Below are 22,551 nucleotides of genomic sequence, written 5' to 3'. Positions count from 1 at the left end.
TTTTTATTTGGGACCTTATTGTCTTAATCTTAAAAGTATCTTAAATAATAAAAATATAAGTTTAGAAAAAGCATATTTTAATATTATAATGTACTTAAGTAATTATTATAGGAGGAGCATATGAATATTTTAATAGCTGAGGATGAACAAGATATAAGAAATCTTTTAGAATTACATTTGTTAAAGGAAGGATATACGGTTTTTAAAGCTGTAAATGGACTAGAAGCCTTAGAAATATTAAAAAAGGAACATATACACTTAGTATTATTAGATGTTATGATGGATGGAATAGATGGTTTTAATTTATTGAAAATGTTAAGAGAATGGAGTCAAATTCCAGTTATCTTCTTAACTGCAAAAATTGAAGATGATGATAAGATATTAGGACTAGGTTTAGGGGCAGATGACTATGTTATAAAACCATTTAAGCCAGTAGAGCTAATGGCAAGAATAAAATCTAATTTAAGAAGATGCTATAAATACTCTGGAGAAAATGAGCTTATAAAGATTGGAAACTTAGAGCTTGATAAAGAAGGATGTACTGTGAAGAAAGATGGGGAAATAGTTTCTTTAAATGCAAAAGAGTTTAAAATCTTAGAGATGTTAATGAACAACATAGGAAGAGTATTTACTAAAAAGCAGATATATGAAAATGTATGGCAAGAAGATTATTTAGGAGACGATAACACAATAATGGTTCACATAAGTCATTTAAGAGATAAAATAGAGGAGGATCCTAAGAATCCTTGTAAAATAAAAACTATAAGAGGGATAGGTTATAGATTTGAAAAGATTTAATCTAAGAAAAAATAGATATAGGGTTTCTAATATACTACTTAGGAATTACCTTAAGGTATTTTTACTCATAAGTATTATAACTACTATTATATTTATATTTTCATTTATAACAGGTATTGCTATATATTTAAAAAGTGAGCCTTTAGAAGGTGAAACTTCAGATATAATTCTAGGTGAAATAGAGAATAAAGATTATGATAGTATAAGCGAAAATTATATAACAGAGCATAATGGATGGATTGAGGTTATAGATAAGGACTTAAATGTGATAAAAACAATTGGTACTCCTAAGGTAAAAAGAGATAAGTATTCTAATGAAGAGTTTGGGGAAATTTTAGTTAATGAACTAAATGCTGAAGAGAATGATTATTTTACTTCCGTGGGATACAGTAAGGAAGGACATTTTTTTGTTCTTACTAGAATGAAAAAAGAAGATCTTTCTAAAATGTTTGTAAAAAGTTCTAAAATAGGATTTAAAATATTTGTTTATACAATGATAGTATTATACATTTTTATATTTATAATAAGCTTAATTCTTTATTCTAGACTAACTTCAAAGACATTTACTAAGCCTTTGGATAAACTTATGAATGGGGTCAGAAAATTAGCTTCAGGTGACTATTCAACTAGAATAAATATTGAAAAGAATAATGAATTTAAAGAACTTGGAGATGCTTTTAACAATATGGCTTCTAAAATAGAGGAAGAGAAAAAGCTAAAGGAGACATCAGAAAGGCTTAGAAAAGAATTTGTTAGGAACATAGCTCATGATTTAAAAACTCCTTTGTCTAGTATAATAGGTTATTCTAATATTATAAAAAATAATCCTAATATCAATGAGGAGAATTTAAATAAATATATAAGTATAATTGAAAATAATGGAGAAAGAGCAAATGAAATGATAATGGAGCTTTTTGAGTTTTACACATTACAAAGTTCGGAATTTATTTTAGATAAAAGAAAAGATGACTTAAGTGAGTTTTTAAGAAATTTAATTGCTGATTACATATATCTCTTAGAAGAGAAAGATTTTAACTTTGAGTTTGAAATATGTGATGAAGAGATTTATTTAGAATTTGATCCTAAGAGACTTGAACGTGCCATAGGAAACTTAATAATAAATAGTGTTAAATATAACAAGAAGGGAACTAAGTTCTTAGTATCTCTTACAAAAGAGGAGGATAAGGCTAAAATAATAGTTAGTGATAATGGTATAGGATTAAGTGAGGACATTAAAAAACATATATTTAATCCTTTTGTAAGAGGAGAAAAATCAAGAAACTCTAAAAAAGGTGGATCAGGTCTAGGCTTAACTATAAGTAAGGAAATTGTAGAAAAGCATGGAGGTACTATATATTTAAGCGATGGACCTTTAAAAGGATGCAACTTCGTAATAGAGTTACCAATAAAATAAAAAAAGGACTAGAGATATGCTAGTCCTTTTTTTGTTATGCTGCCTTTCTTGCAGATCTTTTATTTCTACTGTATTTATTACTTGATTTTCTCTTTTTATAGGAGAATTTCTTTTTAAAATAACTATAAATTATATCTGTTATAGTATGAAGTCCAGATCCTAAAAATAAGGCTAAAAGCATATTAGCAAATAAAACCTTATTGCTTAATATAAAACTTGCAACCAATTTTAACATTTCTGGTGTAGATACACTAGTTATAGAAAAGGAATATAATAGTGAAGAGATTGTTATAGGTATAATAGATACATAAAGTATCCTAATTATAGGTCCTAATATAAAACCATGTGTAAATACACTTCTATGTTCAAATAATTTTTGATACGGAATCCAAATAAACTTTAAATAACCCCATCTTTTAAATTCTCTGCTCTTAATATCTAAATCTCCAGAAAACATATATCCACCAAACATATATATAGACACACCTAATATAGTAAAGGCAAGACTACTTCCTAAATCCTCCAAAAAAACCATATTTATAAAGAGGAAAAATGAAGCTACGAAAGGGGTCATAATAACCGTAATTTTGTCATGTGTTTTTCCTGCTGCCAAAATATCACCCCACAAAAAAAATATTTATAATAATAATATAACATATTTTGGAGTAATATCATATAATTTATTGAATTAACATATTAAAACTTATATAATGGTGGATTTTAATAAAATTGCTAATAATACGGTGTTTTATCTTTAATAGCTTAAAATTTTCATATCTAAATATTAATAAAGGGTTAAATTGATAAAATTAAACTCCTAATCTATAAAAATTTATAAACTAATATTTACTCTCTAATTAGTTTATGATAATATTAATAAAAACTTAGTTTTATAAGTAATTTAATATTTAACAAAGGCTAAAATAATTTCGTAGATTGGGGGATTATGTTTGAATAAAAATAAATATGGATTATTTACAACAATCGGAATGATAGTTGGTGTTGTTATAGGTTCAGGAATATTTTTTAAAAGTGACAATATTCTTATAGCAACTGGCGGAAGTATTACTTTAGGAGTATTAGTTTTTTCTATAGCTGCTCTTGGTATCATATTTGGAAGTCTTACAATTTCAGAATTAGCTTCTCGTAATTCAAAGGCTGGTGGAATTATAACCTATGCAGAGGAATCATATAATAAATCTGTAGCGTGTTCATTTGGGTGGTTTCATACATTATTATATTATCCAACACTTATTGCAGTTGTCTCATGGGTTACAGGAATATATACTTGTATGCTTTTTGGAATAGACGGAACTTTAGAGATACAAATTTTAATTGGACTAGCAGTCATTGGGGTATTATTTTTATTTAATGTTTTATCTGCCAAAGCAGGAGGATATTTTCAAAATGCATCTACAATAATAAAGTTAATACCTTTAGTACTTATAGCTTTAGTGGGATTAGTTTATGGAAATCCAACAAGTATAAATCCAACTGACGTTACTAATATGCAGTCTTTAGGATGGATTTCAGCAATAGCTCCTATTGCCTTTTCATTTGATGGGTGGATTGTTGCAACGTCCATAGGGCATGAAATTAAAAATCCTAAGAAGAACTTACCAAAGGCTTTAATAATAGCACCATTATTTATACTTATTATATACATAGCTTACTTTGTAGGCATAAGTACTTTTGTAGGACCAGAAATGGTAATGCAACTTGGAGACGCTCACGTAGACTTAGCAGCTAATAAAATTTTAGGGCCTATGGGGGCAAAGATATTTATAATTTTTGTTATTATATCAATTATGGGAACTGTTAATGGTCTTTTAATGGGAATGATAAGATTACCATATTCATTAGCTATAAGAGGTATGTTTCCTAAGTCAGATAAGATTGCTAAAATTAATGATAAATTAGGAATACCAGTTAATTCAGCTATAATATCTTTAACAGTAATTTTATTCTGGGTAGTAATACATTATTTAACTCAAAAGTTTAATGTTCTTCCTAATTCGGATATATCAGAAATCTCTATAACAATAAATTATGTTCTTTACATATTCTTATATATAAAAGTATTTAATATGGGGAGAAGTGGAGAAATCCAAGGAATTTGGAGAGGATTCTTAAATCCACTTCTAGCAACAGTTGGTTCTTTAATAATATTAATTGGAAGTATGAATAATCCATTATTCTGGATTTATACTGCATTTTGTTTAATATTATTATTATCAGCAGGAGCTTTCTGGAAAATAAAAGAAAGAAGTTTAAATTTATCATAAATAAAAAAAAACACTAAGAACAATCGCTCTTAGTGTTTTTTTTTATTTTTATTAACTAAATCAGATAAAATAATTTAAATTAATTAATAAAAAAGGGTTAAATTTTATGATAATATTTTAAAAAAAATAAATTATTAACTATATTTTAATAAACTGTTATCATATAGTGTGAAAAATATTTAAAATATTTAAAAAATATGTTAAGATGATATATTATACGTATAAATATACCTATAATCTAACAATTTAACTAAGGAGGAAAAATATGAGCTCAGAACATAAAAGTAAATTGTCTTTAACAGCGCTTATATTAATGATTTTCACATCAGTATATGGTTTCGCTAACATGCCAAAGGCCTTTTATTTAATGGGATATGGTGCTATTCCATGGTACATAATATCAGCATTAGCCTTTTCAATTCCATATGCTTTTATGATGGCAGAATATGGAGCAGCATTTAGAAAGGAAAGAGGGGGAATATACTCATGGATGGCAAAATCTGTAGGGCCTAAATATGCTTTCATAGTTACATTCATGTGGTATTCATCAAATCTAATATGGTTAGTTAGTAACTCATCATCAATATGGATTCCTTTCTCAAATGTTATATATGGAAAAGACACTACAGGTACATGGTCTTTATTAGGATTAAGTGTTCCACAAACTATGGCTATATTAGGATCAATCCTTATAATAGTTATTACTTATGCAGCATCTAAAGGATTAAAGAGCATAACAAAAGTAACTTCAATTGGGGGAACTGTTGTTGCATTATCAAACATAGTACTTATTCTTGGTGCTATAATTGTTTTTGCAGGTAATGGATTTAAGCCAGCAGAGGCTATAAACGCATCAGCCTTTGTTCATGCTCCAAATCAATCTTATCAGTCACCAATTGGTGTATTAGGATTTTTAGTTTTTGCAGTCTTTGCTTATGGTGGATTAGAAGCTGTTAGTGGATTAGTTGATGAAACTAAGGATGCTAAAAAGAATTTCCCTAAAGGATTAATGATTGCATCTATAATAATAGCTGTTGGATATGCTGTTGGAATACTTTGTGTTGGATTATTTACAAACTGGCAAGAAACATTATCAGGAGATAATGTTAACTTAGCTAACGTAGCTTATGTAGTAATTCAAAACTTAGGTGTTAAATTAGGACAAACTTTCGGCATGAGTACTGGAGCTTCACTTCAATTAGGAGCTTGGTTTGCAAGATACATAGGTCTTTCAATGATGTTAGCATTAATGGGAGCATTTTTTACTTTAAGTTATGCACCTATTAAACAGTTAATAGAAGGAACACCTAAAGAAATATGGCCAAAAAAATGGACAAAATTAAATGAAAATAACATGCCAGTAAATGCTATGTGGATTCAATGTGCGGTTGTTGTTGTATTTATTTTAGTTGCTTCTTTCGGAGGAGAATCTGCAAATAAATTCTTCAGTTATTTAATATTAATGGGTAACGTAGCTATGACAATACCATATATGTTTTTATCAGGTGCTTTCCCAGCATTTAAAAAGAAAAAAGAAATTGAAAAACCATTTGTTATGTATAAATCATATAAGGCTTCAGTAGTATGGTCAGTAATAGTAACTTTCACAATTGGGTTTGCAAATTTATTTACAATAATAAAACCTGTTATTGTAGATAAAGATTACACAGCTATGGCGTTCCAAATAACTGGACCAATAGTTTTTGCTATAATTGCTTTTATACTTTATCATAACTATGAAAAGAAAATGAAAAACAAATAATTTAAAAACAACATCTTTTAAGATGTTGTTTTTCTTATTTTTCTTAATATGGATTCTTTTAGAAGTTTTATAGTATAATTATTTTAACAGTAAATAAAATGGAGAGTGTAGCATATGAAGAAAAAAACATTAATTATTTTAGGAATTATCTTAATAGTATTAATAAGTGTAGGAGTTTATTGGTTAAAGGATAGTTCTACTTTTAAAATTACTATTAATAATAAGACCAATAAAGAAATAAGTGGTCTACAAATAAGCTATAGTAACAATAGCAAAAGTATAAATGTGCCAAGCATAAAGGCTGGAGAATCTACTGAAGTAAAAGTAAAAGCTGATGAAAGTGGTTCATTAGTTATGTATTATACAGATGTTTTAGGAGATTCCCATAAAGAAATTTTAGCAGGGTATTTTCAACAAGGGGATTCTGGAAAGGTTGTTGTAAATATAACATCCGTTAATGAGTTAGGAATATATGGAATGGAAATAGCATCTCCTGAAGCTGAGAATATATTAAATAATGAATAAAATAAGAAAGGAAGTGAAAGTAAAAAGGAGAGAGTACTCTTTTTTACGATTAAATGGAAAGAGTTATATACAATATCCTATATATAATAATATATAGCTTTTTAGGATGGGGATGTGAAGTTATATATTGTTATATAATAGACCATAGATTTACCAATAGAGGCTTCTTAAATGGTCCTCTATGTCCTATATATGGATTTGGAGCCTTTTTTGTTTTGACATTCTTAGATAGCTATAAGAATAATATAATATTAGTATTTATCTTAGGAGTTATAATAACATCAATTTTAGAATATATTACATCTTTTGTATTGGAATCTATATTTCATACAAAGTGGTGGGATTATTCAGAACATAGATTTAATATACACGGTAGAGTATGTTTATTAAATTCAACTCTATTTGGGGTATTGTCAGTGGTTTTAGTTGAAGTTATAAATCCTGCCATAGTTGATTTTGTTAGCAAATTCCCAGAGAAGTTAGTTTTTGCTTTAACAATAGTTCTTACAGCTACTATTACAGTAGACTTTGTAGTAACAGTTCATACTATGCTTAAGTTAAATTCAAAATTAAGAGGATTACATGGACTAGCCAAAGAGTTTGGAGAGCTTGGAGTATCATTTATAGATAAGACAGAAAAAGAATTAGAGTTTACTATGAATAAATTTAAGGGTGAAACTAGCTTAAAAGAAAATATGTTAAATAGAGCAAGAGCTTTAAGAAAGAATAATATTCTTCAAAGAAGACTTTTAAAAGCTTTTCCTAATATGAAACATAAAAAATATGATGAATTACTTCAAAAATTAAGAAAAGAAAATAAATAAAAAATAAAGGAAGTCTATTAATAGACTTCCTTTATTTTTAATTGTATTTGTCTTTAGATAACACTTCTTTTTTCACTAAAACTCCATTTTCGTAAGTTTCCTTATAAGTTGTTGATGACTTAGGACCATGTTGATCAACAGCTATTACTATTTCTTTTCCAGGGTCTTCATTTATACCCCAAATATTAGCCTTTACTTGTCCAGATGATGTTATATAAGTTTGAACAATAACAGGATTATTCATATTATTTTGGAATTTAAAATCAACAACATCTTTTGCCATAGTTGCATCTCTACCTATAGGAGCATAAGTTACTGGAAGGCTATGAGGAGATCTTTCAACAATTTTTAAGTCAGCATATAAGACTGAGTTATAAAGTGTTGTAACACCTTGACATATTCCACCAGCTAAAATATCAACGACTTTATTACCTATATAACCAGGTGCATAGGTGTAACCATTACTTTCAGTTCTATCTTCTCCTTCTTTATCAGCAGAGAAAATATCTCCAGGCATTAATACTGTACCATTAAGCTTGCTTAAATAAGTACGTATATTTTGAGTACGACCTCCACTTAAACTTGGTAGAGGAGTAGAATATGAACCTAAAATAACCATATTATTAATTGTTTCTTGAGTTAATTGTGGTTTTATTTCTTCTACTGGTATTTCAATGGTACAATTTTGGTTGTCATGATTATGGTTATCCAAATCACTTATTATGTCAGAAGTAAGCTTGTCTAAATCAAGCTTGTACCCACTTTCTTCTTTGGTTGCTGTTAAAGTATCATTTGAAAATGAAATAGTTGGTTCAACCTTTTCTTTATTAATTTTATTACTTATTTCAGAAAGTTTTTCACTTAATTTCTCAGAATTAGGCTGAGGATTAAACTTAAAGTACTTTGGATTAGATTTTAAGTTCAATCTTTCAAAGGTGTTACTTAAAATATTGCCTTCCTTTCCAAAAGATAAAACTTCATTTGATATATCATTAACATCAAAGAAGAATCCTAGATCTTTTGCTGAAAAAGTTTCATTGAACATATCTTTATAATTAAATGTTATTTTAAAATTATCTAATAAATTAGAGTAGTGCTCAGCTATTTTTTCTTTTAAATCTTCTTTAGTTAAGTTTGACATATTTATGTTTTCAACATAAATTCCTTCATAAGTAATATCTTTACTAGAATAGGTTGTAAATAAAATTACTGAAACTAAAACTAAAAATAAAGCTATAAGTACTATTAAAATATTTAGTGCTACCTTTTTTGAATTGAATTTTTTTGTTCTCTTACTTCTCACTTTTATTACCTCAACTATAATTAATTAATATTATAAAAATATGTACATATAAATTAACAAACAAATATAAATAAAATGTGGAGAATTTACATAATTTACTTTATTTAAATAGTTTTAATCCTTATTAAATTTTTGTAATGTTTATTTGATTTTATCTTAACACTTTTAATTATAATACATAATCTAGAAATAATATACAAGTTTGAGGAAAATTTCATATTATATTTAATAAAGAACAAGGTTGAATGATATTATGTTTAAAAAACTTACTTTAAAAGACAAGAATCTTCATAATAAATATATAGATGAAAATAGATTTTTAAGCTGTGAATATTCTTTTACAACCCTTTTTATGTGGAGAAATTTCAATAATATAAAATATGATATATTAAATGATATTTTTGTTATTAAAAAATATGATAAAAGTGAAGGGGATTTTTTTATGGAGCCTTTAGGAGAAATAAGCGATATGGGATTAAAAAAGCTTATTGAAAATCTAGATTCCATAAGAGAAAGAGAAGAAAGAAAATGGCTATTTGGAGATGTAAGTGAAGCATTTCTTCTTAGATTACAAAAGCTTTATAGAAGTGAGCTTATAGTAAAAGAAGAAATAAATAACTTTGATTATCTATATGATTATAATGAGTTTATAGCTTTAAAAGGAAAAAAATTTAGAAAAAAGAAAAATAAATATAATCAATTTGTTAAAAACTATAATTATAAAACACTTATGTTTAAGAAATCTCTAGAGGAAAGTGAAAAGCTTAAATGCTATAAGTTTTTAGATGAATGGTGCTTAGGAAATGAGGAAATGGATGAAGAATTTTTAGCTGAAATAGAAGGAACAAAAGATTTAATAAATTTTTTAGAAGAGTTGAATCTTGAATTAATAGAGCTTTATGTCGAAGATAAATTAATAGGTATATCCATAGGAGAAGTATTTAATGATTATATGTATATAGTTCATGTTGAGAAATGTTTAAAAAAGTTTAATGGAGCTTATACTTTTTTAAGTAATAGTCTATTGAAAAATTCTTCTTCTAAATTAAAGTATGTTAATAGAGAAGAGGATTTAGGTATTCTAGGTTTGAGAAGATCAAAAATGTCATATAATCCTAAATTTTTTGAAAAGAAATATTTAGTAAAAATAAAATAAGGCTTTTTTTAAGCCTTATTTTATTTTTTTAAACTATATAATGATGTTTTTGTCATATTTAAAGATTTATTCACATGATTTAATGTATTTTGAATAAGTTGTCTATTATCATTATTCTCAACTGTATTTAAAGCGAATTTTATGTATTCTTGAGCATGAAGAGCATTTCTTACAGCAAAATTTAATTCTTTTTTCACATTCTTTTCTGAAATTTCCATACATAACACCTCTTAAAAATTAGTCTTTATAGCTATTATAATTATCTTTAGCATACTCTATAGCGCTAGAAACTGTTTTTAAAGCTGCATGTACTTCTCTTTTACTTTCTTCATTAGTTATATTTGTATATGCATTATTTAAGTGATTCTGGCAACAACAAAGTTCGTCAATAGCAAGTCTAAAATCATCTTTTGCATTATGTAGCATGAAAAACACTACCTTAAAATATTATTTATTTATATATTATGTATATCTAAATAAATAATAAGTGGAAATATCCTAATATAATACCTTACAATTCCTTAGATAATCAATGCTCATTTACTCTTAAATAATATACTCGTAAATGAGCATTAAAAACAAAAAAAACTAAATAAAAACATTAAAAATAATAAAAAAAGAAAAAACAGAGAAAAATCTCTGTTTTTAAAAAATTACTTATTTTCGTTATTTAATCTATCTATCATAACATTTTTAGCCTTAATTTCAAATGTATCGTCTAAAGGTGATAATGAAATATTATCATATTTATTGCTAAGAGCTAATGTTAAAATTCTATCTGCAAGCTCTGGATTCTTAGATAAAAGCGAACCGTGGAAGTAAGTACAGAAAGTATTTTTATAAATACATCCTTCATAACCACTTTCACCATTGTTTCCATAACCGTGAACACATTTTCCAAGAGGCTGTAAATCTCCAATAAATGTTCTACCAGAGTGGTTTTCAAAACCAACATAAGTTTCATCGAATTCTTCGTTATGAATAACAGTATTACCTATGAATCTAGTATCTCCACCTTCAGTGTATATATCTAAAATACCTAAGCCATCAATTTTTTCACCAGTAGGAGCAGTGTAATAATTTCCTAAAAGTTGATATCCACCACAGATTGCTAAAAGAACTTTTCCTTCTTCAACATATTCTTTTAAGACATCTTTTTTTAAGTTTATTAAGTCATCTGATACAATTGATTGCTCAAAATCTTGACCACCACCGAAAAAGACTATATCGTAATTATCTTTATCAAATTTATCACCCATAGAAACATTTATTACATTTACTTTGATTCCACGTAATTCAGCTCTATGTTTTAATATTAAAATATTTCCTACATCTCCATAAACATTTAGTAGATCAGGATATAAGTGACATATATTTAATTCCATGTGAATCTCTCCTTTAAATTACCAAAGCTTTTCAATATAACCTTTAGCATGTAAGTATTTTCTATAGTTAATCATAGCAGTATAAGTCGCAAGTATATAAATCTTGTTTTCTTTAGAGTTTTTGATTGCATCTGTTAATCCATCAAAATCTTCTTTGATTGTAAACTTTTCAACTGGTAGATTAGCAATTTTTAATCTTACAGCCATATCATAAGCTCTTATTCCAGAGATGAATATTTCATTTAAATCCATAGAATTTAGTTTTTCAAAATCAACATCCCAAATCCAAGAAACGTCCTTACCATCTGCATAGTTATCATTTAATAAAAAGGCTGCAGCAAAGCTTTCAGAGTTTAGAAGTAGAGTATCTAAGGCTTGATTGTATCCAGCTGGATTTTTAACTAATATAATTCTTGCTTCTTTATCTCCTATTTTTATAGTTTCTTGTCTACCAAAAGATGAACTTTGGTTAGAGAATGATTTTTGAATAACTTCATCACTAATATGTAATTCTTTTGCAACAGAATAAGCACATAATGCATTATATATATTATAAGTACCTGGTTGAGTTATATTAAATAATCCACCATTTATAACAACCTTAGAACTTTCTGGTGTAAGTTCTACTATTTCTTCCACTTTATATTTTAAATCTTCTCTCTTGAATCCACAGTTAGGACAGTAGTAACTTCCAAGATGATTATATGTTATAAAGTTATAAGAATAAGGTTGTTTACAGAATTTACAGAACTTAGCATCTGCATTAATCTCTATATTCTTATTGTTATTTGGAGAAACTTCGAATCCATAATAAACTTTAGGATTCTTAACATCAAGTCTTCCTAATAAAGATTCGTCTCCATTTAAAAGAAGAGTAGTACTTGGTACTTTTACAACTCCTTCTAATATTTTGTTTAAAGTAGTATAAACTTCTCCATATCTATCTAACTGATCTCTAAAAAGATTAGTTACAGTTATTATTTCAGGAGTTATGTACTCAGTTATGAATTTTAAGTTAGCTTCATCAACCTCAATTACTGCATATCTCTCTTTATTTGAAGAGAATTTGTAATTAGCTACAAATGTGCTAACTATTCCTGGATATAAATTTGCTCCAGTAGCATTAGTTATAACATCTAATCCATTACCTTTAAGGACATTATATATCATTGAAGTAGTAGTAGTCTTTCCATTAGTTCCAGTAACTAAAATAACTTTATAATTTTGAGAAACTACCTTTAAAATGTTTCTGTCAAATTTTAAAGCTACTTTACCTGGAAAGTTAGTTCCACCTTTAAAAACTTTCTTTGAAATAAATTGTGTCATTTTAGATAAGATTATGCTTAGATAAGATTTAATAGCTATTTTAAACACCACCTTACAATTACTTTTTAGTCAATCTTCTTAAACTATTATAGTATAGCACAAAGTGTTTAATTTACCAATATATTAATTCCTTAATAAAAAGAAGGATTTTTAAATTAGGAAGTAATTAAATGAATTTATTCTATACTTACTAGAAATTTTACAATGAAATATACCTTTAAATATTGTATTATATATAGGAAAGATATAATTAAATTGAATTAATTATACAAATGACTATAAATAAACTAGACTAGGGGGAATACTAATGTATCCAATAAGATTTGAAAATTTATATTATGATAAAGTTTGGGGCGGAAGAGATTTTGAACTTTTCAGAGACAATATGCCAGAAGGAATGATAGGAGAAACTTGGGATGTTGCTTGTCACCCAAATGGAATGAGTATAGTTGAAAACGGTGAATATAAAGGTTTAAGATTAGACGAATTAATAGATAAATTAGGAAGTGACTTAGTAGGAACTGAAATATCAAAAGAGAAATTTCCTCTACTTGTAAAATTAATAAATGCAAAAGATAAATTATCAGTACAAGTTCATCCAAATGATGAATACGGTATGAGAGTTGAAGGAGAACTTGGAAAAACTGAAATTTGGTACGTTGTTGAAGCTTTTGAAGGAGCTAACTTAATAGTAGGAACAAAGGATTGTACTAAAGAGCAATTTGTTAAGGCTATAGAAACAGGTGAATTTGATCAATACTTAAACAAAGTGCCAGTTAAAAAAGGTGATACTTTCTTTGTAAGAAGTGGATTAGTTCATGCTATCTGCGAAGGTGTTATAATAGCTGAAATTCAACAAAACAGTGATACAACTTATAGAGTATATGATTATAACAGAGGAAGAGAAATTCATGTTGAAAAAGCTTTAGACTGTATTGATTTCTCATTAACAGGGGATAAGGCTAAAGGATTAAAAGTATCATATGATCAATATGACAAAACTTATCTTTCATTATGTGAATACTTCTCATTAGAAAAATATGATATACATGGAATATGTGAAGAAGAAAGTGATAAAGAAAGATTCTTCATATTTACATGTGTTGAAGGAGAAGGTGTAATAACTTCAGAAGAAGGCGAGTTATCAATTAAAAAAGGTGATAGTATATTCATACCTGCATCATTAGGAAAATATACTTTAAAAGGAAATATGTCATTATTAAAGAGTTATGTTCCTAAAGAAGGTGCTGTTGAAGAAGAAATTCTTTCAATAGTAAAAGCTTAATATATATTATTTAGTTTAAAATTTTTGTGATAATACCTCTTCATGAGAGTATTACCAATATAATAAATATAGAACTAAGAATTTATAATTAGATTAGAAAAGAGTATATCGAAACTGATTAAAAAATAATTAAGGGTTATGAATAATTTATTTGGAGTATTACATTCTAAATAAGAATTTATACTTATTATGGAGAAAATTAGTTTTAGATATGCTCTTTTATTTATATATATGTAAAAGTGGACAAATTTAACTAATGAAATTATAATAAAAAAGTAAAACTTAAAATTATTAGAAAGCGAGTGTAGTTATGGGAATTGATTTTTTATTCATACTTAAGGCCTTAATAATCGCAGTTGTCGAAGGTCTTACAGAGTTTGTTCCGGTTTCATCAACGGGACATATGATTCTAGTTGGTGACCTTATTCACTTTAATACACAAGCAGGTGGATTCCCTGAAATGTATGAAGTTGTTATTCAGTTAGGTGCCATACTAGCGGTTGTAGTATTATATTGGAGAAAGATAAGTAGCTCAGTAGTTGAATTTTTCAACTATATATTTGCCTTTATATTATCTAAAACTTCAGGAGATAAAAGACAGTATGAAAGTAGACTTGCTAAATCAGAAACAGGATTTAGATTTGGTATAAATGTTATTATAGGAACAATACCAGCAGCTATTTTAGGACTTTTATTCCATGATGAAATAAAAGAATATTTATTTTCAACAAAAACTGTAGCCATAGGGTTTATAGTAGGTGGTATATTACTTATAGTTATAGAGAATAACTTTAGAAGAAGAGCTAAAAGAAGTAAAATTGTAAAAGATATTGATAAAATGACATATAAGCAATCATTATTAGTTGGATGTTTCCAATGCCTTTCTTTATGGCCTGGTATGTCAAGAAGTGCATCAACAATCATGGGAGGTTGGATTGCTGGATTAAGTACAACAGTTGCTACTGAATTCACATTCTTCTTAGCAATACCAGCTATGGTTGGAGCATCAGGATTAGATTTGCTTAAATTTGATTATTCTCAAATGAATGCAACAAATTGGATTGCCTTAATCTTAGGATTTATAGTTGCATTTATAGTTTCATTAGTTGTTATAGACAAGTTTATAAATTACTTAAAGAAAAAACCAATGAGAATATTTGCTATATACAGAGTATTTGCAGGTATAGTATTAGCTATATTAATATTTACTAATGTAATTAGTTAATTAAAAAAGACAAGGAGCTTAATTCCTTGTCTTTTTTATTTTTTTATAAATAATAGTTTTACTAATATTAAGTAAAAAAACTTAAATTTTCTTAATTTTTAAAACAATTTTACTTTTCATAAAAACGTTTATATGATATCATTTACTTAAAGGGTAATTGTAAAAAACTTACAAACTATGATATAAGATTGTTTAGAGGAGGATTTTATATGATGCAACCAATTAAAAAAATTGCTATACTAACAGGCGGAGGAGATTGTCCTGGATTAAACGCAGTAATAAGAGCGGTAACTAGGACTGCAATTTTACAGTATGGATATGAAGTTATAGGTTATAAATTTGGATATAGAGGTCTTTATAATAATGACTTTATCAAATTAGATCTTGATTCTGTTTCTGGAATACTTCATAGAGGAGGAACAATTCTTCATAGTTCAAATAAGGACAACCTATTTGATTATCAGGTTGAAGATGAGAATGGTGAAATAGTAAAAAAAGACGTTTCTGATGTAGGTGTTGCTAATTTAAAGAAAGAAGGTGTTGATGCTTTAGTTGTTATTGGAGGAGACGGAACATTAACTTCTGCAAGAGACTTCTCAAGAAAAGGAGTAAATGTTATAGGTGTTCCTAAGACAATAGATAACGATTTATTAGCTACAGATGTAACTTTTGGATTTAATACTGCAACAGAAATTGCTACAGAAGCTTTAGATAGACTTCATACTACAGCTGAGTCACATCATAGAATAATGCTTTTAGAAGTTATGGGAAGAAATGCTGGTTGGATTGCTTTAGAATCAGGAATAGCTGGTTCTGCTGACGTAATATTATTACCTGAAATACCTTATGATATAAACAAGATAGTTGAAAAAGTAAGAGAAAGAGAAGAAGCCGGAAAACAATTTACAATTATTGTGGTTGCAGAAGGTGCGAAACCTAAAGATGGAGAAATAGTTGTTTCTAAAATAGTTGATGATAGTCCAGATCCAATAAGATTGGGAGGAATAGCTAATAAATTGGCCAATGATTTAGAAGGATTAATAAAAAATCATGAAGTTAGAAGTACTGTTCTTGGACATATACAAAGAGGGGGAAATACTTCTACTTATGATAGAATACTTTCTACTAGATATGGTGTTAAAGCTGTTGAACTTATCAACAGTAATTTATTCGGAAATATGGTTGCATTAAAGGGAAATAACATATCTTTTGAAAGCTTAGAAAATGTAATTGGATATACTAAGAATGTAGAGCCAGAAGGAGAATTAGTAAAAGCAGCAAAAAGTATAGGAATTAGCTTTGCTGATTAATAGAAAATAAAACACTCATCATATAGATGAGTGTTTTATTTTTTTTATTTAGTAAAATTTTACTTATATTAATAAGGAAAATTGATAATACTTTAAAAGTATTAAAATAAAAGTTTAAACGTTAACAAGAAAAAATTTACAATTAATACTTCAAAATTTTCTGAAAATATGGTACACTTTAAACAAGGCAACATTAAAAGCAACATTAAAAGAAAGCTGGTGGGTATTTATGAAAGAAGTTCAAAAATATTTAGAGAGCAGAATCGGTTCGTATAGCTTTTTCTTTGAGGATTTGAAGAGTGGTTATACTTATGGTTATAATGAAAACGTTAAAATGATTTCAGCAGGTTGTATGAAATTACCTATAGCTATAGCTCTTATAAAGGAAGTAGAAGAAGGTAAAATAGACTTTTTGGATAAAGTTAAAATTGAAAGTTCAGATAAGGTCTATGGAACTGGAATAATACACGAGTTTGGAGAAAGAGATTATACTGTATTTGAACTTATGGTAGCAATGCTTATACAAAGTGATAATACAGCGGCTAATAAAATAATTGATTTAGTTGGCATGAATAAAATAAACGAAATCATCAAAGAGTTAGGAATGAAAAATACTGAGCTTAATAGAAAGACTGCTGATGAAAGAAATTTCAAATCAGATATAGAAAATTATACTACAGCTTATGACTTAACTCTAGCTTGGAGAAAACTTAGTGAAGGTTCTTTCTTAAACAAAGAGAACTCTCAGATGCTTATAGATATACTTACACGACAACAGATTAAAAACAAACTAGCTTTATATATACCAGACAACCTTAAGTTTGATATATCAAGTAAAACAGGTGACAAGAAGGGAGTAGAGAATGATACAGCCTTAATTCATACTCAAAAAGGAAACTTTGCTTGCACAGTAATGTCAAGTGAAATCCCTAATTCAGTTTATGGAACTGTGACCCTTGCGAAGTCTGGAAAAATGATGTGGGATAATATAATGAATAATTGGGTGTAAACCATAGAACCCTTGAAATACAAGGGTTCTTTTCATTTTCAATATGTATATTTTAATTAATCGGCCATAAAAACGGCCAAAAAAAATATTATGCTTCTAAATCAAAATCAGTTATAAGCCTTTTTGCTTTTTCCATCATTTCATCGGTTACGTGGCTGTAAGTTTTCATTGTTTGTTCTACATCATGGCCAAGGAGCTTTGCAGTTGTCTTAAAATCTAAACCTTCATGTATTAATCTAGTTGCAAAACTATGTCTAAAGTCATGCATGGAAATATCATAGTTTTTTCTAATACATTTATTTATATTTACACATAAAGAATGTGGATTATCATAATCATTAATAATTCTATTATCTAAAGCAGTATTTTTATTAATTGATTTTATTTCTTTTAATCCTTCTAAAAAGCTTCTTGTTACTGGAATATCTCTATAAGAATTTTTAGTTTTAAGTTCTCCAAAACCAAAAACACCTTCTCTTAATTCTTTCCATTGCTTATTAACTGTAACAATTGAGTTTTCCCAATCAATACAATCCCATGTAAGTCCTAAAATTTCACCTAACCTCATACCGGTATTAGCAGCTATCAAACAAACTTTATAATAATTATAATTCTTCATTTTCATATGTCTTAATAAGAATTTAATTTCATGTTTATCCATAGCTCTTCTTTTTGTACCATCTTTTTTTTCGGGCAAAACTAAATTTTTAAAATTAGGTATAGAAATACCATATTGACTATTTGCGAACTTTAACATAGTCTTAAATACAGTAGTTCTTCTTTGAACAGTAGTTGGACTAAGATTTTTTGCAACAAGCTTATTAATACATTTTTGAATATCAAGAATATTAAGGTTATTAATTCTTATATCATCTATATCAAAATTAGATAATGCTGCTCTAGTACTTTTATAAGTATTAAATGTTCTATAAGTATAAACATGTTCTAAATATATAGTTTTCATTTCTCCAACAGTCATATACTCATTACATAGTAAATCTTTATTTTTTTTCAATTCTTCCTTTAATTGGCTAAGTAATTTATCTGCGCCTAATTTAGCTAACTTTTTAGTTTTAAATCCTTGTTTAGATTTTTCTTTCCATTTACCTGTTCTAGGATCTTTAAAGGATATTCTTACTTGAAAACCTCCATCTTTTTCCCTAAAGTTAATATTATATTGTAAGTCCATAACAAACCCCTTTCAATAATAATTCATTATATTAAAAGCATTTTATCATTAAAGAACATTGTCTGCAATTTTGTGGACATTCAATTAATAAAATTGGACAAATGTTTAAAGTTTTACCTATTTTATAAAGAGTTTTTAAACTACAAATTTTCTTGCCACTTTCTATTTCAGATAAATAACTTTTACTTAAACCTGTTTTCTTAGCTAGTTCCACTAAAGAGAGTTCTTTTAATTCTCTATATTTTCTTACATTTAATTTTATATTTTCCATTTAAAATCCTTTCCCCAATTCCAAACCACAATATAGATTATATGTTAACTTTTTAAATAAATTCAAAAGAAATATATACCAATTTAAATAATAAAAAAATAAGTTGTTAACTATATAATTTAATAAAATAAATTTAAATAAAAAATATGTAAATGTCGAACGAATTTGCTATATATGTCGAATGGTTCGCAAATAGTGAACAATATTTATGTTAGTATGAAAATACAAAGTTTAATGTTAAATTCTTTTTATGGGGGTTATATAATGGATAAATATAGTTTAGAGAAAAATCTTTCAAAGGCACTTTTAGAATTAAATAAAAATGAAATAGAGGATCTATTAAATAACACAAATAGAATAATAGAAGAATATAAAAAAATAATAGAAGAACATAAAAAAAATGACCAATAAATAATTGGTCATTTTTTTATTTCTTCATAGCAAGAGCTATTTTTATAGCTTTTATAACATCGGGTATATCTTCTTGAGATAATTCAATGTTATTCTCTTCAAATTCTTCTAATAACTTTCTAGCTAATTTTTCATTTGTATTTAGTTCATTAATTTCTCTAATATCACTTACTCCTAAAATGTAATCTAAAGAAACGCCAAAATAGTTTGCTGCTTTACTAGCAAAATCAACCTTAGGTTCTCTTAATCCATTTTCATAACGTGATAAGGTTGCTTTAGTTGTTCCTAAAATATCTTTAAGTTGATCAAGTGTTAAACCTTTTTCATTTCTCAAAAGTTTTAATCTTTCACTAAAGTCAGCCATATTAACACCTCATTTTTATTTTTAAAATTATTTAATATAAGCTATATTATATATCAAGTTACCATTTTTGAGTGTTTAGTTACCAAAAATATAAAAAAGTTATAAATAAGTGTTGACAAGTTACCAAAAGTGTAATATTATATAGTTACCGAAAGGATAACAAAAGATTGGAGGTGCTACTTTTGGAAACAAGTCTAATTTTAAAAATGCTTAGAATTAAGTATAACCTTACACAAGAAGAAATTGCCGCAAAGCTTGGAATTTCAAAGAATACATACCATAGAAAAGAAAATGGTATACATGATTTCACTATTACTGAAGCTATTGCAGTAGGTAAGATATTCAATGTTAATCCTGGTGAAATTTTTTTTACAAAAGAAGTTACCAATTGTATAACAAAGGCTGTTAATTAGAATATAACACTTTATAAATTGGTTAGGAAGAGGGGAGCTTATGGGGGAAAAAACATTAATTACTAGAAAAGAACTATCCGAACGATGGGGAGTAACAATTAAATGTATAGATGATTGGAGAAGGGAAGGTATTTTACAAACAGTTAAAGGCATACCAACCCCACGCTTCAACATTCAATATATAAAAAAACTTGAAGAAACAGAGCTTAAACAATTTTCTCCATTAGAGAAAGTGCGTTTAGAAAGAGAATTAGAAGCAACTAAAGCTGAGGTTAATAGATTAAAAGAAGCAATAATCAAAATAACACATGAAAGCACTAAGGCTTTAAATTTGATTATTACTTAACATATTAAAAGAAATGTATGGAGGTATTAAAGTGTTAGAGTTAGCAGCTAAATTATTTCAAGTTTACTCAATTATAGTGTTAACAGTTTTACTTATAAAAATGTTCACATTATCAATGAAAAAAGAAACTCAAAGGGTAGGAACTTTAGGAATTGTATTTTTATTACCAATTTTCTTATTTGTTGTAAATGTAGTTATTTAAAAGGGGTGTAGTTAAATGTGTAAAGAAAAATTAAATTGGTTAATCGAAAGACAAAAAGGGATAGGCGGTTCAGATGTTGGGGCCATTTTAGGAGTTAACAAGTGGAAAACAGCATTCGAGGTTTATATAGAAAAAACAGAACCTATTACAGAAGTTAAAGAGCAAAGCGAGGCTGCTTATTGGGGTGACCAATTCGAGCAGGTGGTTGCGAAAGAATTTGAAAAGAGAACAGGGAAGAAAGTAAGAAGAGATACTAGACACTTTCAACACAAAGAACATTCTTTTATGGTTGCTAACATAGATAGAAGAGTAGTTGGGGAAAACGCCATATTAGAATGTAAAACAGCTAACCAGTATTTAGCGCAAGAGTGGGAGAGTGAAGAGGTCCCGGCTTCTTATTTGCTGCAGGTACAACACTATATGGCAGTTACGGGAGCTGAGAAAGCTTATATAGCGGTTTTAGTAGGCGGCCAAAAGTTCTTATTCAAGGAAATTGAACGCGACGAAGAGTTAATAAACATGATTATAGAAGCGTGTAAAGAGTTTTGGAAAATGGTTGAAGATAGAACACCACCGGCTTTGGATGGATCTAGTGCGGCTGAAAAGTATTTAAAAGAAAAGTATGCCGAAAGTATAAAAGATAGTATTCCTCTTAAGTCAGAAGTTGAAGAGAGGGTAAAAATATACTTAGAACTTAAAGACCAGGCTAAAATTCTAAATGATAACATCAAGGAAATTGAAAATAACTTAAAGCATGAGTTAAAAGAGTACGAGGAAGGGTACACAAAAAAATACAATATATCCTGGAAACAGATTGTAAGCAATAGAGTGGATAGTAAAGTATTAAAAGCTAAGTACCCGGAAGTTTATAAAGAAGTATGCAAAGAAAGTAAAAGCAGAAGATTCGGTATTAAGGAGGTAATTTAGTTATGGCAACTAATAGCAGTTTAAAAAATCAATTACAGAAGCAGGGAGCAAATAAACCTGCAGCAGTTGGAAATACAGTAAAGGGACTTTTAGACAGTTCCGCTATGAAAAAGAGATTTGAGGAAGTATTAGACAAAAGAGCACCTCAATACATGAGTTCTATAGTTAACCTGGTTAATAGTGATACTAATTTACAAAAATGTGAGGGTTTAAGTGTAATAGCTTCTTGTATGGTAGCAGCTACTTTAGATTTACCGATTGATAAAAACCTTGGTTATGCCTGGGTTGTACCTTATGGAAATAAAGCACAGTTTCAAATGGGATATAAAGGCTATATCCAATTAGCATTAAGAACAGGTCAGTATAAATCTATAAATGTTATAGAGGTCCATGAAGGAGAATTACAAGGATTTAACCCGCTTACAGAAGAGTTAGAGATTGATTTTAGTAAAAAAGAAAGCGACGTAATAATTGGGTATGCAGGATATTTTAAGTTAGTTAATGGATTTGAAAAAACAGTTTATTGGACTAAGGAACAGATAGAAGCGCATAAAAGAAAATTTTCAAAATCAAACTTTGGTTGGTCTAAAGATTTTGACGCCATGGCTAAAAAAACAGTTTTAAGAAATATGCTTAGTAAATGGGGAATTTTAAGTATAGATATGCAAAACGCTTATGCTGCTGACGTTAACAAAGTTAAAGATACTATTCTTGAAGATAATCAAGGGATAGATATACAAGCAAACCTTGAAAGTTTTGAATATGATACTGAAACAATAATTGAAGTTGATAATCCGATTGAAGAAAATCAATAGGATTTA

26 protein-coding genes are annotated in these 22,551 nt (G+C 27.7%); 17 read left to right on the top strand and 9 right to left on the bottom strand.

The window, feature by feature from the left end; genetic code table 11:
* Window positions 1-120 precede the first annotated feature (120 nt).
* Together AC2JAQ_RS07845 and AC2JAQ_RS07840 are read left to right on the top strand one after the other, a co-directional pair.
* A complete protein-coding gene (locus AC2JAQ_RS07845; protein WP_488458722.1) occupies window positions 121-798 on the top strand; it encodes a response regulator transcription factor in 678 nt (225 codons plus the stop codon).
* Window positions 785-2,212, top strand: a complete 1,428-nt coding sequence (locus AC2JAQ_RS07840) for a HAMP domain-containing sensor histidine kinase (RefSeq protein ID WP_488458721.1) — start codon at window positions 785-787, stop codon at window positions 2,210-2,212. The genes AC2JAQ_RS07845 and AC2JAQ_RS07840 overlap by 14 nt, the downstream gene beginning before the upstream one ends.
* Window positions 2,213-2,246: 34 nt before the next feature.
* On the opposite strand, the gene AC2JAQ_RS07835 is transcribed toward AC2JAQ_RS07840, so the two are convergent.
* A complete protein-coding gene (locus AC2JAQ_RS07835) occupies window positions 2,247-2,825 on the bottom strand; it encodes a metal-binding protein (protein ID WP_488458720.1) in 579 nt (192 codons plus the stop codon).
* A gap of 337 nt (window positions 2,826-3,162) precedes the next feature.
* Between AC2JAQ_RS07835 and AC2JAQ_RS07830 the strand changes: the two genes are divergently transcribed.
* The 4 genes from AC2JAQ_RS07830 (at window position 3,163) to AC2JAQ_RS07815 (ending at window position 7,608) form a co-directional block, all read left to right on the top strand.
* Window positions 3,163-4,497 (top strand): APC family permease, encoded by a 1,335-nt coding sequence (locus tag AC2JAQ_RS07830; RefSeq protein WP_488458719.1) that lies wholly within the window; start codon window positions 3,163-3,165, stop codon window positions 4,495-4,497.
* 265 nt (window positions 4,498-4,762) lie between these two features.
* A complete protein-coding gene (gene yjeM / locus AC2JAQ_RS07825) occupies window positions 4,763-6,259 on the top strand; it encodes a glutamate/gamma-aminobutyrate family transporter YjeM (RefSeq protein WP_488458718.1) in 1,497 nt (498 codons plus the stop codon).
* Window positions 6,260-6,373: 114 nt separating this feature from the next.
* Entirely contained in the window at window positions 6,374-6,784 is a 411-nt protein-coding gene (locus AC2JAQ_RS07820) for a hypothetical protein (protein ID WP_488458717.1), read from the top strand.
* A gap of 53 nt (window positions 6,785-6,837) precedes the next feature.
* Window positions 6,838-7,608, top strand: coding sequence for a putative ABC transporter permease (locus AC2JAQ_RS07815; RefSeq protein ID WP_488458716.1), 771 nt, complete (start codon window positions 6,838-6,840; stop codon window positions 7,606-7,608).
* Window positions 7,609-7,645: 37 nt separating this feature from the next.
* Here the strand turns inward: AC2JAQ_RS07815 and AC2JAQ_RS07810 are convergent, their stop codons facing one another.
* Window positions 7,646-8,911 (bottom strand): VanW family protein, encoded by a 1,266-nt coding sequence (locus AC2JAQ_RS07810; RefSeq protein WP_488458715.1) that lies wholly within the window; start codon window positions 8,909-8,911, stop codon window positions 7,646-7,648.
* Between the two features lie 253 nt (window positions 8,912-9,164).
* On the opposite strand from AC2JAQ_RS07810, the gene AC2JAQ_RS07805 reads away from it, so the two are divergent.
* Window positions 9,165-10,067 carry a DUF2156 domain-containing protein gene (locus AC2JAQ_RS07805; RefSeq protein WP_488458714.1) on the top strand — a complete coding sequence of 301 codons (903 nt, stop codon included), beginning with the start codon at window positions 9,165-9,167 and terminating at the stop codon, window positions 10,065-10,067.
* Window positions 10,068-10,087: 20 nt separating this feature from the next.
* Here AC2JAQ_RS07805 and AC2JAQ_RS07800 read toward each other — a convergent pair whose 3' ends face one another.
* The 4 genes from AC2JAQ_RS07800 to AC2JAQ_RS07785 form a co-directional block, all read right to left on the bottom strand.
* Window positions 10,088-10,285, bottom strand: coding sequence for a hypothetical protein (locus AC2JAQ_RS07800; protein ID WP_488458713.1), 198 nt, complete (start codon window positions 10,283-10,285; stop codon window positions 10,088-10,090).
* A 19-nt stretch (window positions 10,286-10,304) separates the two neighbouring features.
* Window positions 10,305-10,493 (bottom strand): hypothetical protein, encoded by a 189-nt coding sequence (locus tag AC2JAQ_RS07795; RefSeq protein WP_488458712.1) that lies wholly within the window; start codon window positions 10,491-10,493, stop codon window positions 10,305-10,307.
* A 227-nt stretch (window positions 10,494-10,720) separates the two neighbouring features.
* Window positions 10,721-11,452: a type 1 glutamine amidotransferase gene (locus AC2JAQ_RS07790; protein WP_488458711.1), complete on the bottom strand. Its 732-nt coding sequence runs from the start codon at window positions 11,450-11,452 to the stop codon at window positions 10,721-10,723.
* An 18-nt stretch (window positions 11,453-11,470) separates the two neighbouring features.
* Entirely contained in the window at window positions 11,471-12,826 is a 1,356-nt protein-coding gene (locus AC2JAQ_RS07785) for a MurT ligase domain-containing protein (protein ID WP_488458790.1), read from the bottom strand.
* A gap of 259 nt (window positions 12,827-13,085) precedes the next feature.
* Between AC2JAQ_RS07785 and manA the strand changes: the two genes are divergently transcribed.
* The 4 genes from manA (at window position 13,086) to AC2JAQ_RS07765 (ending at window position 17,607) form a co-directional block, all read left to right on the top strand.
* On the top strand, window positions 13,086-14,063 hold the full coding sequence (gene manA, locus AC2JAQ_RS07780) for a mannose-6-phosphate isomerase, class I (RefSeq protein ID WP_488458710.1): 978 nt from the start codon (window positions 13,086-13,088) through the stop codon (window positions 14,061-14,063).
* A 310-nt stretch (window positions 14,064-14,373) separates the two neighbouring features.
* Window positions 14,374-15,288, top strand: a complete 915-nt coding sequence (locus tag AC2JAQ_RS07775; protein ID WP_488458709.1) for an undecaprenyl-diphosphate phosphatase — start codon at window positions 14,374-14,376, stop codon at window positions 15,286-15,288.
* Window positions 15,289-15,497: 209 nt separating this feature from the next.
* Window positions 15,498-16,598, top strand: a complete 1,101-nt coding sequence (locus AC2JAQ_RS07770; protein WP_488458708.1) for a 6-phosphofructokinase — start codon at window positions 15,498-15,500, stop codon at window positions 16,596-16,598.
* Window positions 16,599-16,827: 229 nt separating this feature from the next.
* Window positions 16,828-17,607 (top strand): serine hydrolase, encoded by a 780-nt coding sequence (locus tag AC2JAQ_RS07765; RefSeq protein WP_488458707.1) that lies wholly within the window; start codon window positions 16,828-16,830, stop codon window positions 17,605-17,607.
* Between the two features lie 88 nt (window positions 17,608-17,695).
* Here AC2JAQ_RS07765 and AC2JAQ_RS07760 read toward each other — a convergent pair whose 3' ends face one another.
* Together AC2JAQ_RS07760 and AC2JAQ_RS07755 are read right to left on the bottom strand one after the other, a co-directional pair.
* A complete protein-coding gene (locus tag AC2JAQ_RS07760; RefSeq protein ID WP_488458706.1) occupies window positions 17,696-18,796 on the bottom strand; it encodes a site-specific integrase in 1,101 nt (366 codons plus the stop codon).
* Window positions 18,797-18,827: 31 nt separating this feature from the next.
* Window positions 18,828-19,067, bottom strand: a complete 240-nt coding sequence (locus tag AC2JAQ_RS07755) for a helix-turn-helix domain-containing protein (protein WP_488458705.1) — start codon at window positions 19,065-19,067, stop codon at window positions 18,828-18,830.
* Window positions 19,068-19,331: 264 nt separating this feature from the next.
* Between AC2JAQ_RS07755 and AC2JAQ_RS07750 the strand changes: the two genes are divergently transcribed.
* The gene (locus tag AC2JAQ_RS07750) at window positions 19,332-19,478 is read left to right on the top strand and encodes a hypothetical protein (protein WP_488458704.1); all 147 of its coding nucleotides are present in this window, start codon (window positions 19,332-19,334) and stop codon (window positions 19,476-19,478) included.
* Between the two features lie 16 nt (window positions 19,479-19,494).
* Here the strand turns inward: AC2JAQ_RS07750 and AC2JAQ_RS07745 are convergent, their stop codons facing one another.
* Entirely contained in the window at window positions 19,495-19,842 is a 348-nt protein-coding gene (locus AC2JAQ_RS07745; RefSeq protein ID WP_488458703.1) for a helix-turn-helix domain-containing protein, read from the bottom strand.
* 182 nt (window positions 19,843-20,024) lie between these two features.
* On the opposite strand from AC2JAQ_RS07745, the gene AC2JAQ_RS07740 reads away from it, so the two are divergent.
* The 5 genes from AC2JAQ_RS07740 to AC2JAQ_RS07720 are packed head-to-tail and all read left to right on the top strand — an operon-like array spanning window position 20,025 to window position 22,545.
* Window positions 20,025-20,255, top strand: coding sequence for a helix-turn-helix transcriptional regulator (locus AC2JAQ_RS07740; protein ID WP_488458702.1), 231 nt, complete (start codon window positions 20,025-20,027; stop codon window positions 20,253-20,255).
* A gap of 40 nt (window positions 20,256-20,295) precedes the next feature.
* Window positions 20,296-20,601, top strand: coding sequence for a histidine kinase (locus tag AC2JAQ_RS07735; RefSeq protein ID WP_488458701.1), 306 nt, complete (start codon window positions 20,296-20,298; stop codon window positions 20,599-20,601).
* 31 nt (window positions 20,602-20,632) lie between these two features.
* Complete coding sequence (locus AC2JAQ_RS07730; RefSeq protein WP_488458700.1) at window positions 20,633-20,803, top strand: hypothetical protein; 171 nt, start codon at window positions 20,633-20,635, stop codon at window positions 20,801-20,803.
* Between the two features lie 15 nt (window positions 20,804-20,818).
* Window positions 20,819-21,730, top strand: coding sequence for a YqaJ viral recombinase family nuclease (locus tag AC2JAQ_RS07725; RefSeq protein ID WP_488458699.1), 912 nt, complete (start codon window positions 20,819-20,821; stop codon window positions 21,728-21,730).
* A 2-nt stretch (window positions 21,731-21,732) separates the two neighbouring features.
* Window positions 21,733-22,545 carry a recombinase RecT gene (locus AC2JAQ_RS07720; RefSeq protein ID WP_488458698.1) on the top strand — a complete coding sequence of 271 codons (813 nt, stop codon included), beginning with the start codon at window positions 21,733-21,735 and terminating at the stop codon, window positions 22,543-22,545.
* The last annotated feature ends 6 nt before the right edge of the window (window positions 22,546-22,551 follow it).

The sequence above is a fragment of the Clostridium sp. LIBA-8553 genome, from assembly GCF_057782465.1.
Note: the sequence above shows the minus strand (reverse complement) of the source record. Positions and strands in the feature narration are given on the sequence as shown.

Excerpts from the sequence above, each read along its gene's own strand:
- AC2JAQ_RS07805 (WP_488458714.1), top strand. The coding sequence starts at position 9,165 with ATGTTTAAAAAACTTACTTTAAAAGACAAGAATCTTCATAATAAATAT.
- AC2JAQ_RS07765 (WP_488458707.1), top strand. The coding sequence starts at position 16,828 with ATGAAAGAAGTTCAAAAATATTTAGAGAGCAGAATCGGTTCGTATAGC.
- AC2JAQ_RS07745 (WP_488458703.1), bottom strand. The coding sequence starts at position 19,842 with ATGGCTGACTTTAGTGAAAGATTAAAACTTTTGAGAAATGAAAAAGGT.
- manA (WP_488458710.1), top strand. The coding sequence starts at position 13,086 with ATGTATCCAATAAGATTTGAAAATTTATATTATGATAAAGTTTGGGGC.
- AC2JAQ_RS07770 (WP_488458708.1), top strand. The coding sequence starts at position 15,498 with ATGATGCAACCAATTAAAAAAATTGCTATACTAACAGGCGGAGGAGAT.
- AC2JAQ_RS07720 (WP_488458698.1), top strand. The coding sequence starts at position 21,733 with ATGGCAACTAATAGCAGTTTAAAAAATCAATTACAGAAGCAGGGAGCA.
- AC2JAQ_RS07755 (WP_488458705.1), bottom strand. The coding sequence starts at position 19,067 with ATGGAAAATATAAAATTAAATGTAAGAAAATATAGAGAATTAAAAGAA.
- yjeM (WP_488458718.1), top strand. The coding sequence starts at position 4,763 with ATGAGCTCAGAACATAAAAGTAAATTGTCTTTAACAGCGCTTATATTA.
- AC2JAQ_RS07750 (WP_488458704.1), top strand. The coding sequence starts at position 19,332 with ATGGATAAATATAGTTTAGAGAAAAATCTTTCAAAGGCACTTTTAGAA.
- AC2JAQ_RS07775 (WP_488458709.1), top strand. The coding sequence starts at position 14,374 with ATGGGAATTGATTTTTTATTCATACTTAAGGCCTTAATAATCGCAGTT.
- AC2JAQ_RS07815 (WP_488458716.1), top strand. The coding sequence starts at position 6,838 with ATGGAAAGAGTTATATACAATATCCTATATATAATAATATATAGCTTT.
- AC2JAQ_RS07790 (WP_488458711.1), bottom strand. The coding sequence starts at position 11,452 with ATGGAATTAAATATATGTCACTTATATCCTGATCTACTAAATGTTTAT.
- AC2JAQ_RS07820 (WP_488458717.1), top strand. The coding sequence starts at position 6,374 with ATGAAGAAAAAAACATTAATTATTTTAGGAATTATCTTAATAGTATTA.
- AC2JAQ_RS07845 (WP_488458722.1), top strand. The coding sequence starts at position 121 with ATGAATATTTTAATAGCTGAGGATGAACAAGATATAAGAAATCTTTTA.
- AC2JAQ_RS07800 (WP_488458713.1), bottom strand. The coding sequence starts at position 10,285 with ATGGAAATTTCAGAAAAGAATGTGAAAAAAGAATTAAATTTTGCTGTA.
- AC2JAQ_RS07760 (WP_488458706.1), bottom strand. The coding sequence starts at position 18,796 with ATGGACTTACAATATAATATTAACTTTAGGGAAAAAGATGGAGGTTTT.
- AC2JAQ_RS07725 (WP_488458699.1), top strand. The coding sequence starts at position 20,819 with ATGTGTAAAGAAAAATTAAATTGGTTAATCGAAAGACAAAAAGGGATA.
- AC2JAQ_RS07735 (WP_488458701.1), top strand. The coding sequence starts at position 20,296 with ATGGGGGAAAAAACATTAATTACTAGAAAAGAACTATCCGAACGATGG.
- AC2JAQ_RS07795 (WP_488458712.1), bottom strand. The coding sequence starts at position 10,493 with ATGCTACATAATGCAAAAGATGATTTTAGACTTGCTATTGACGAACTT.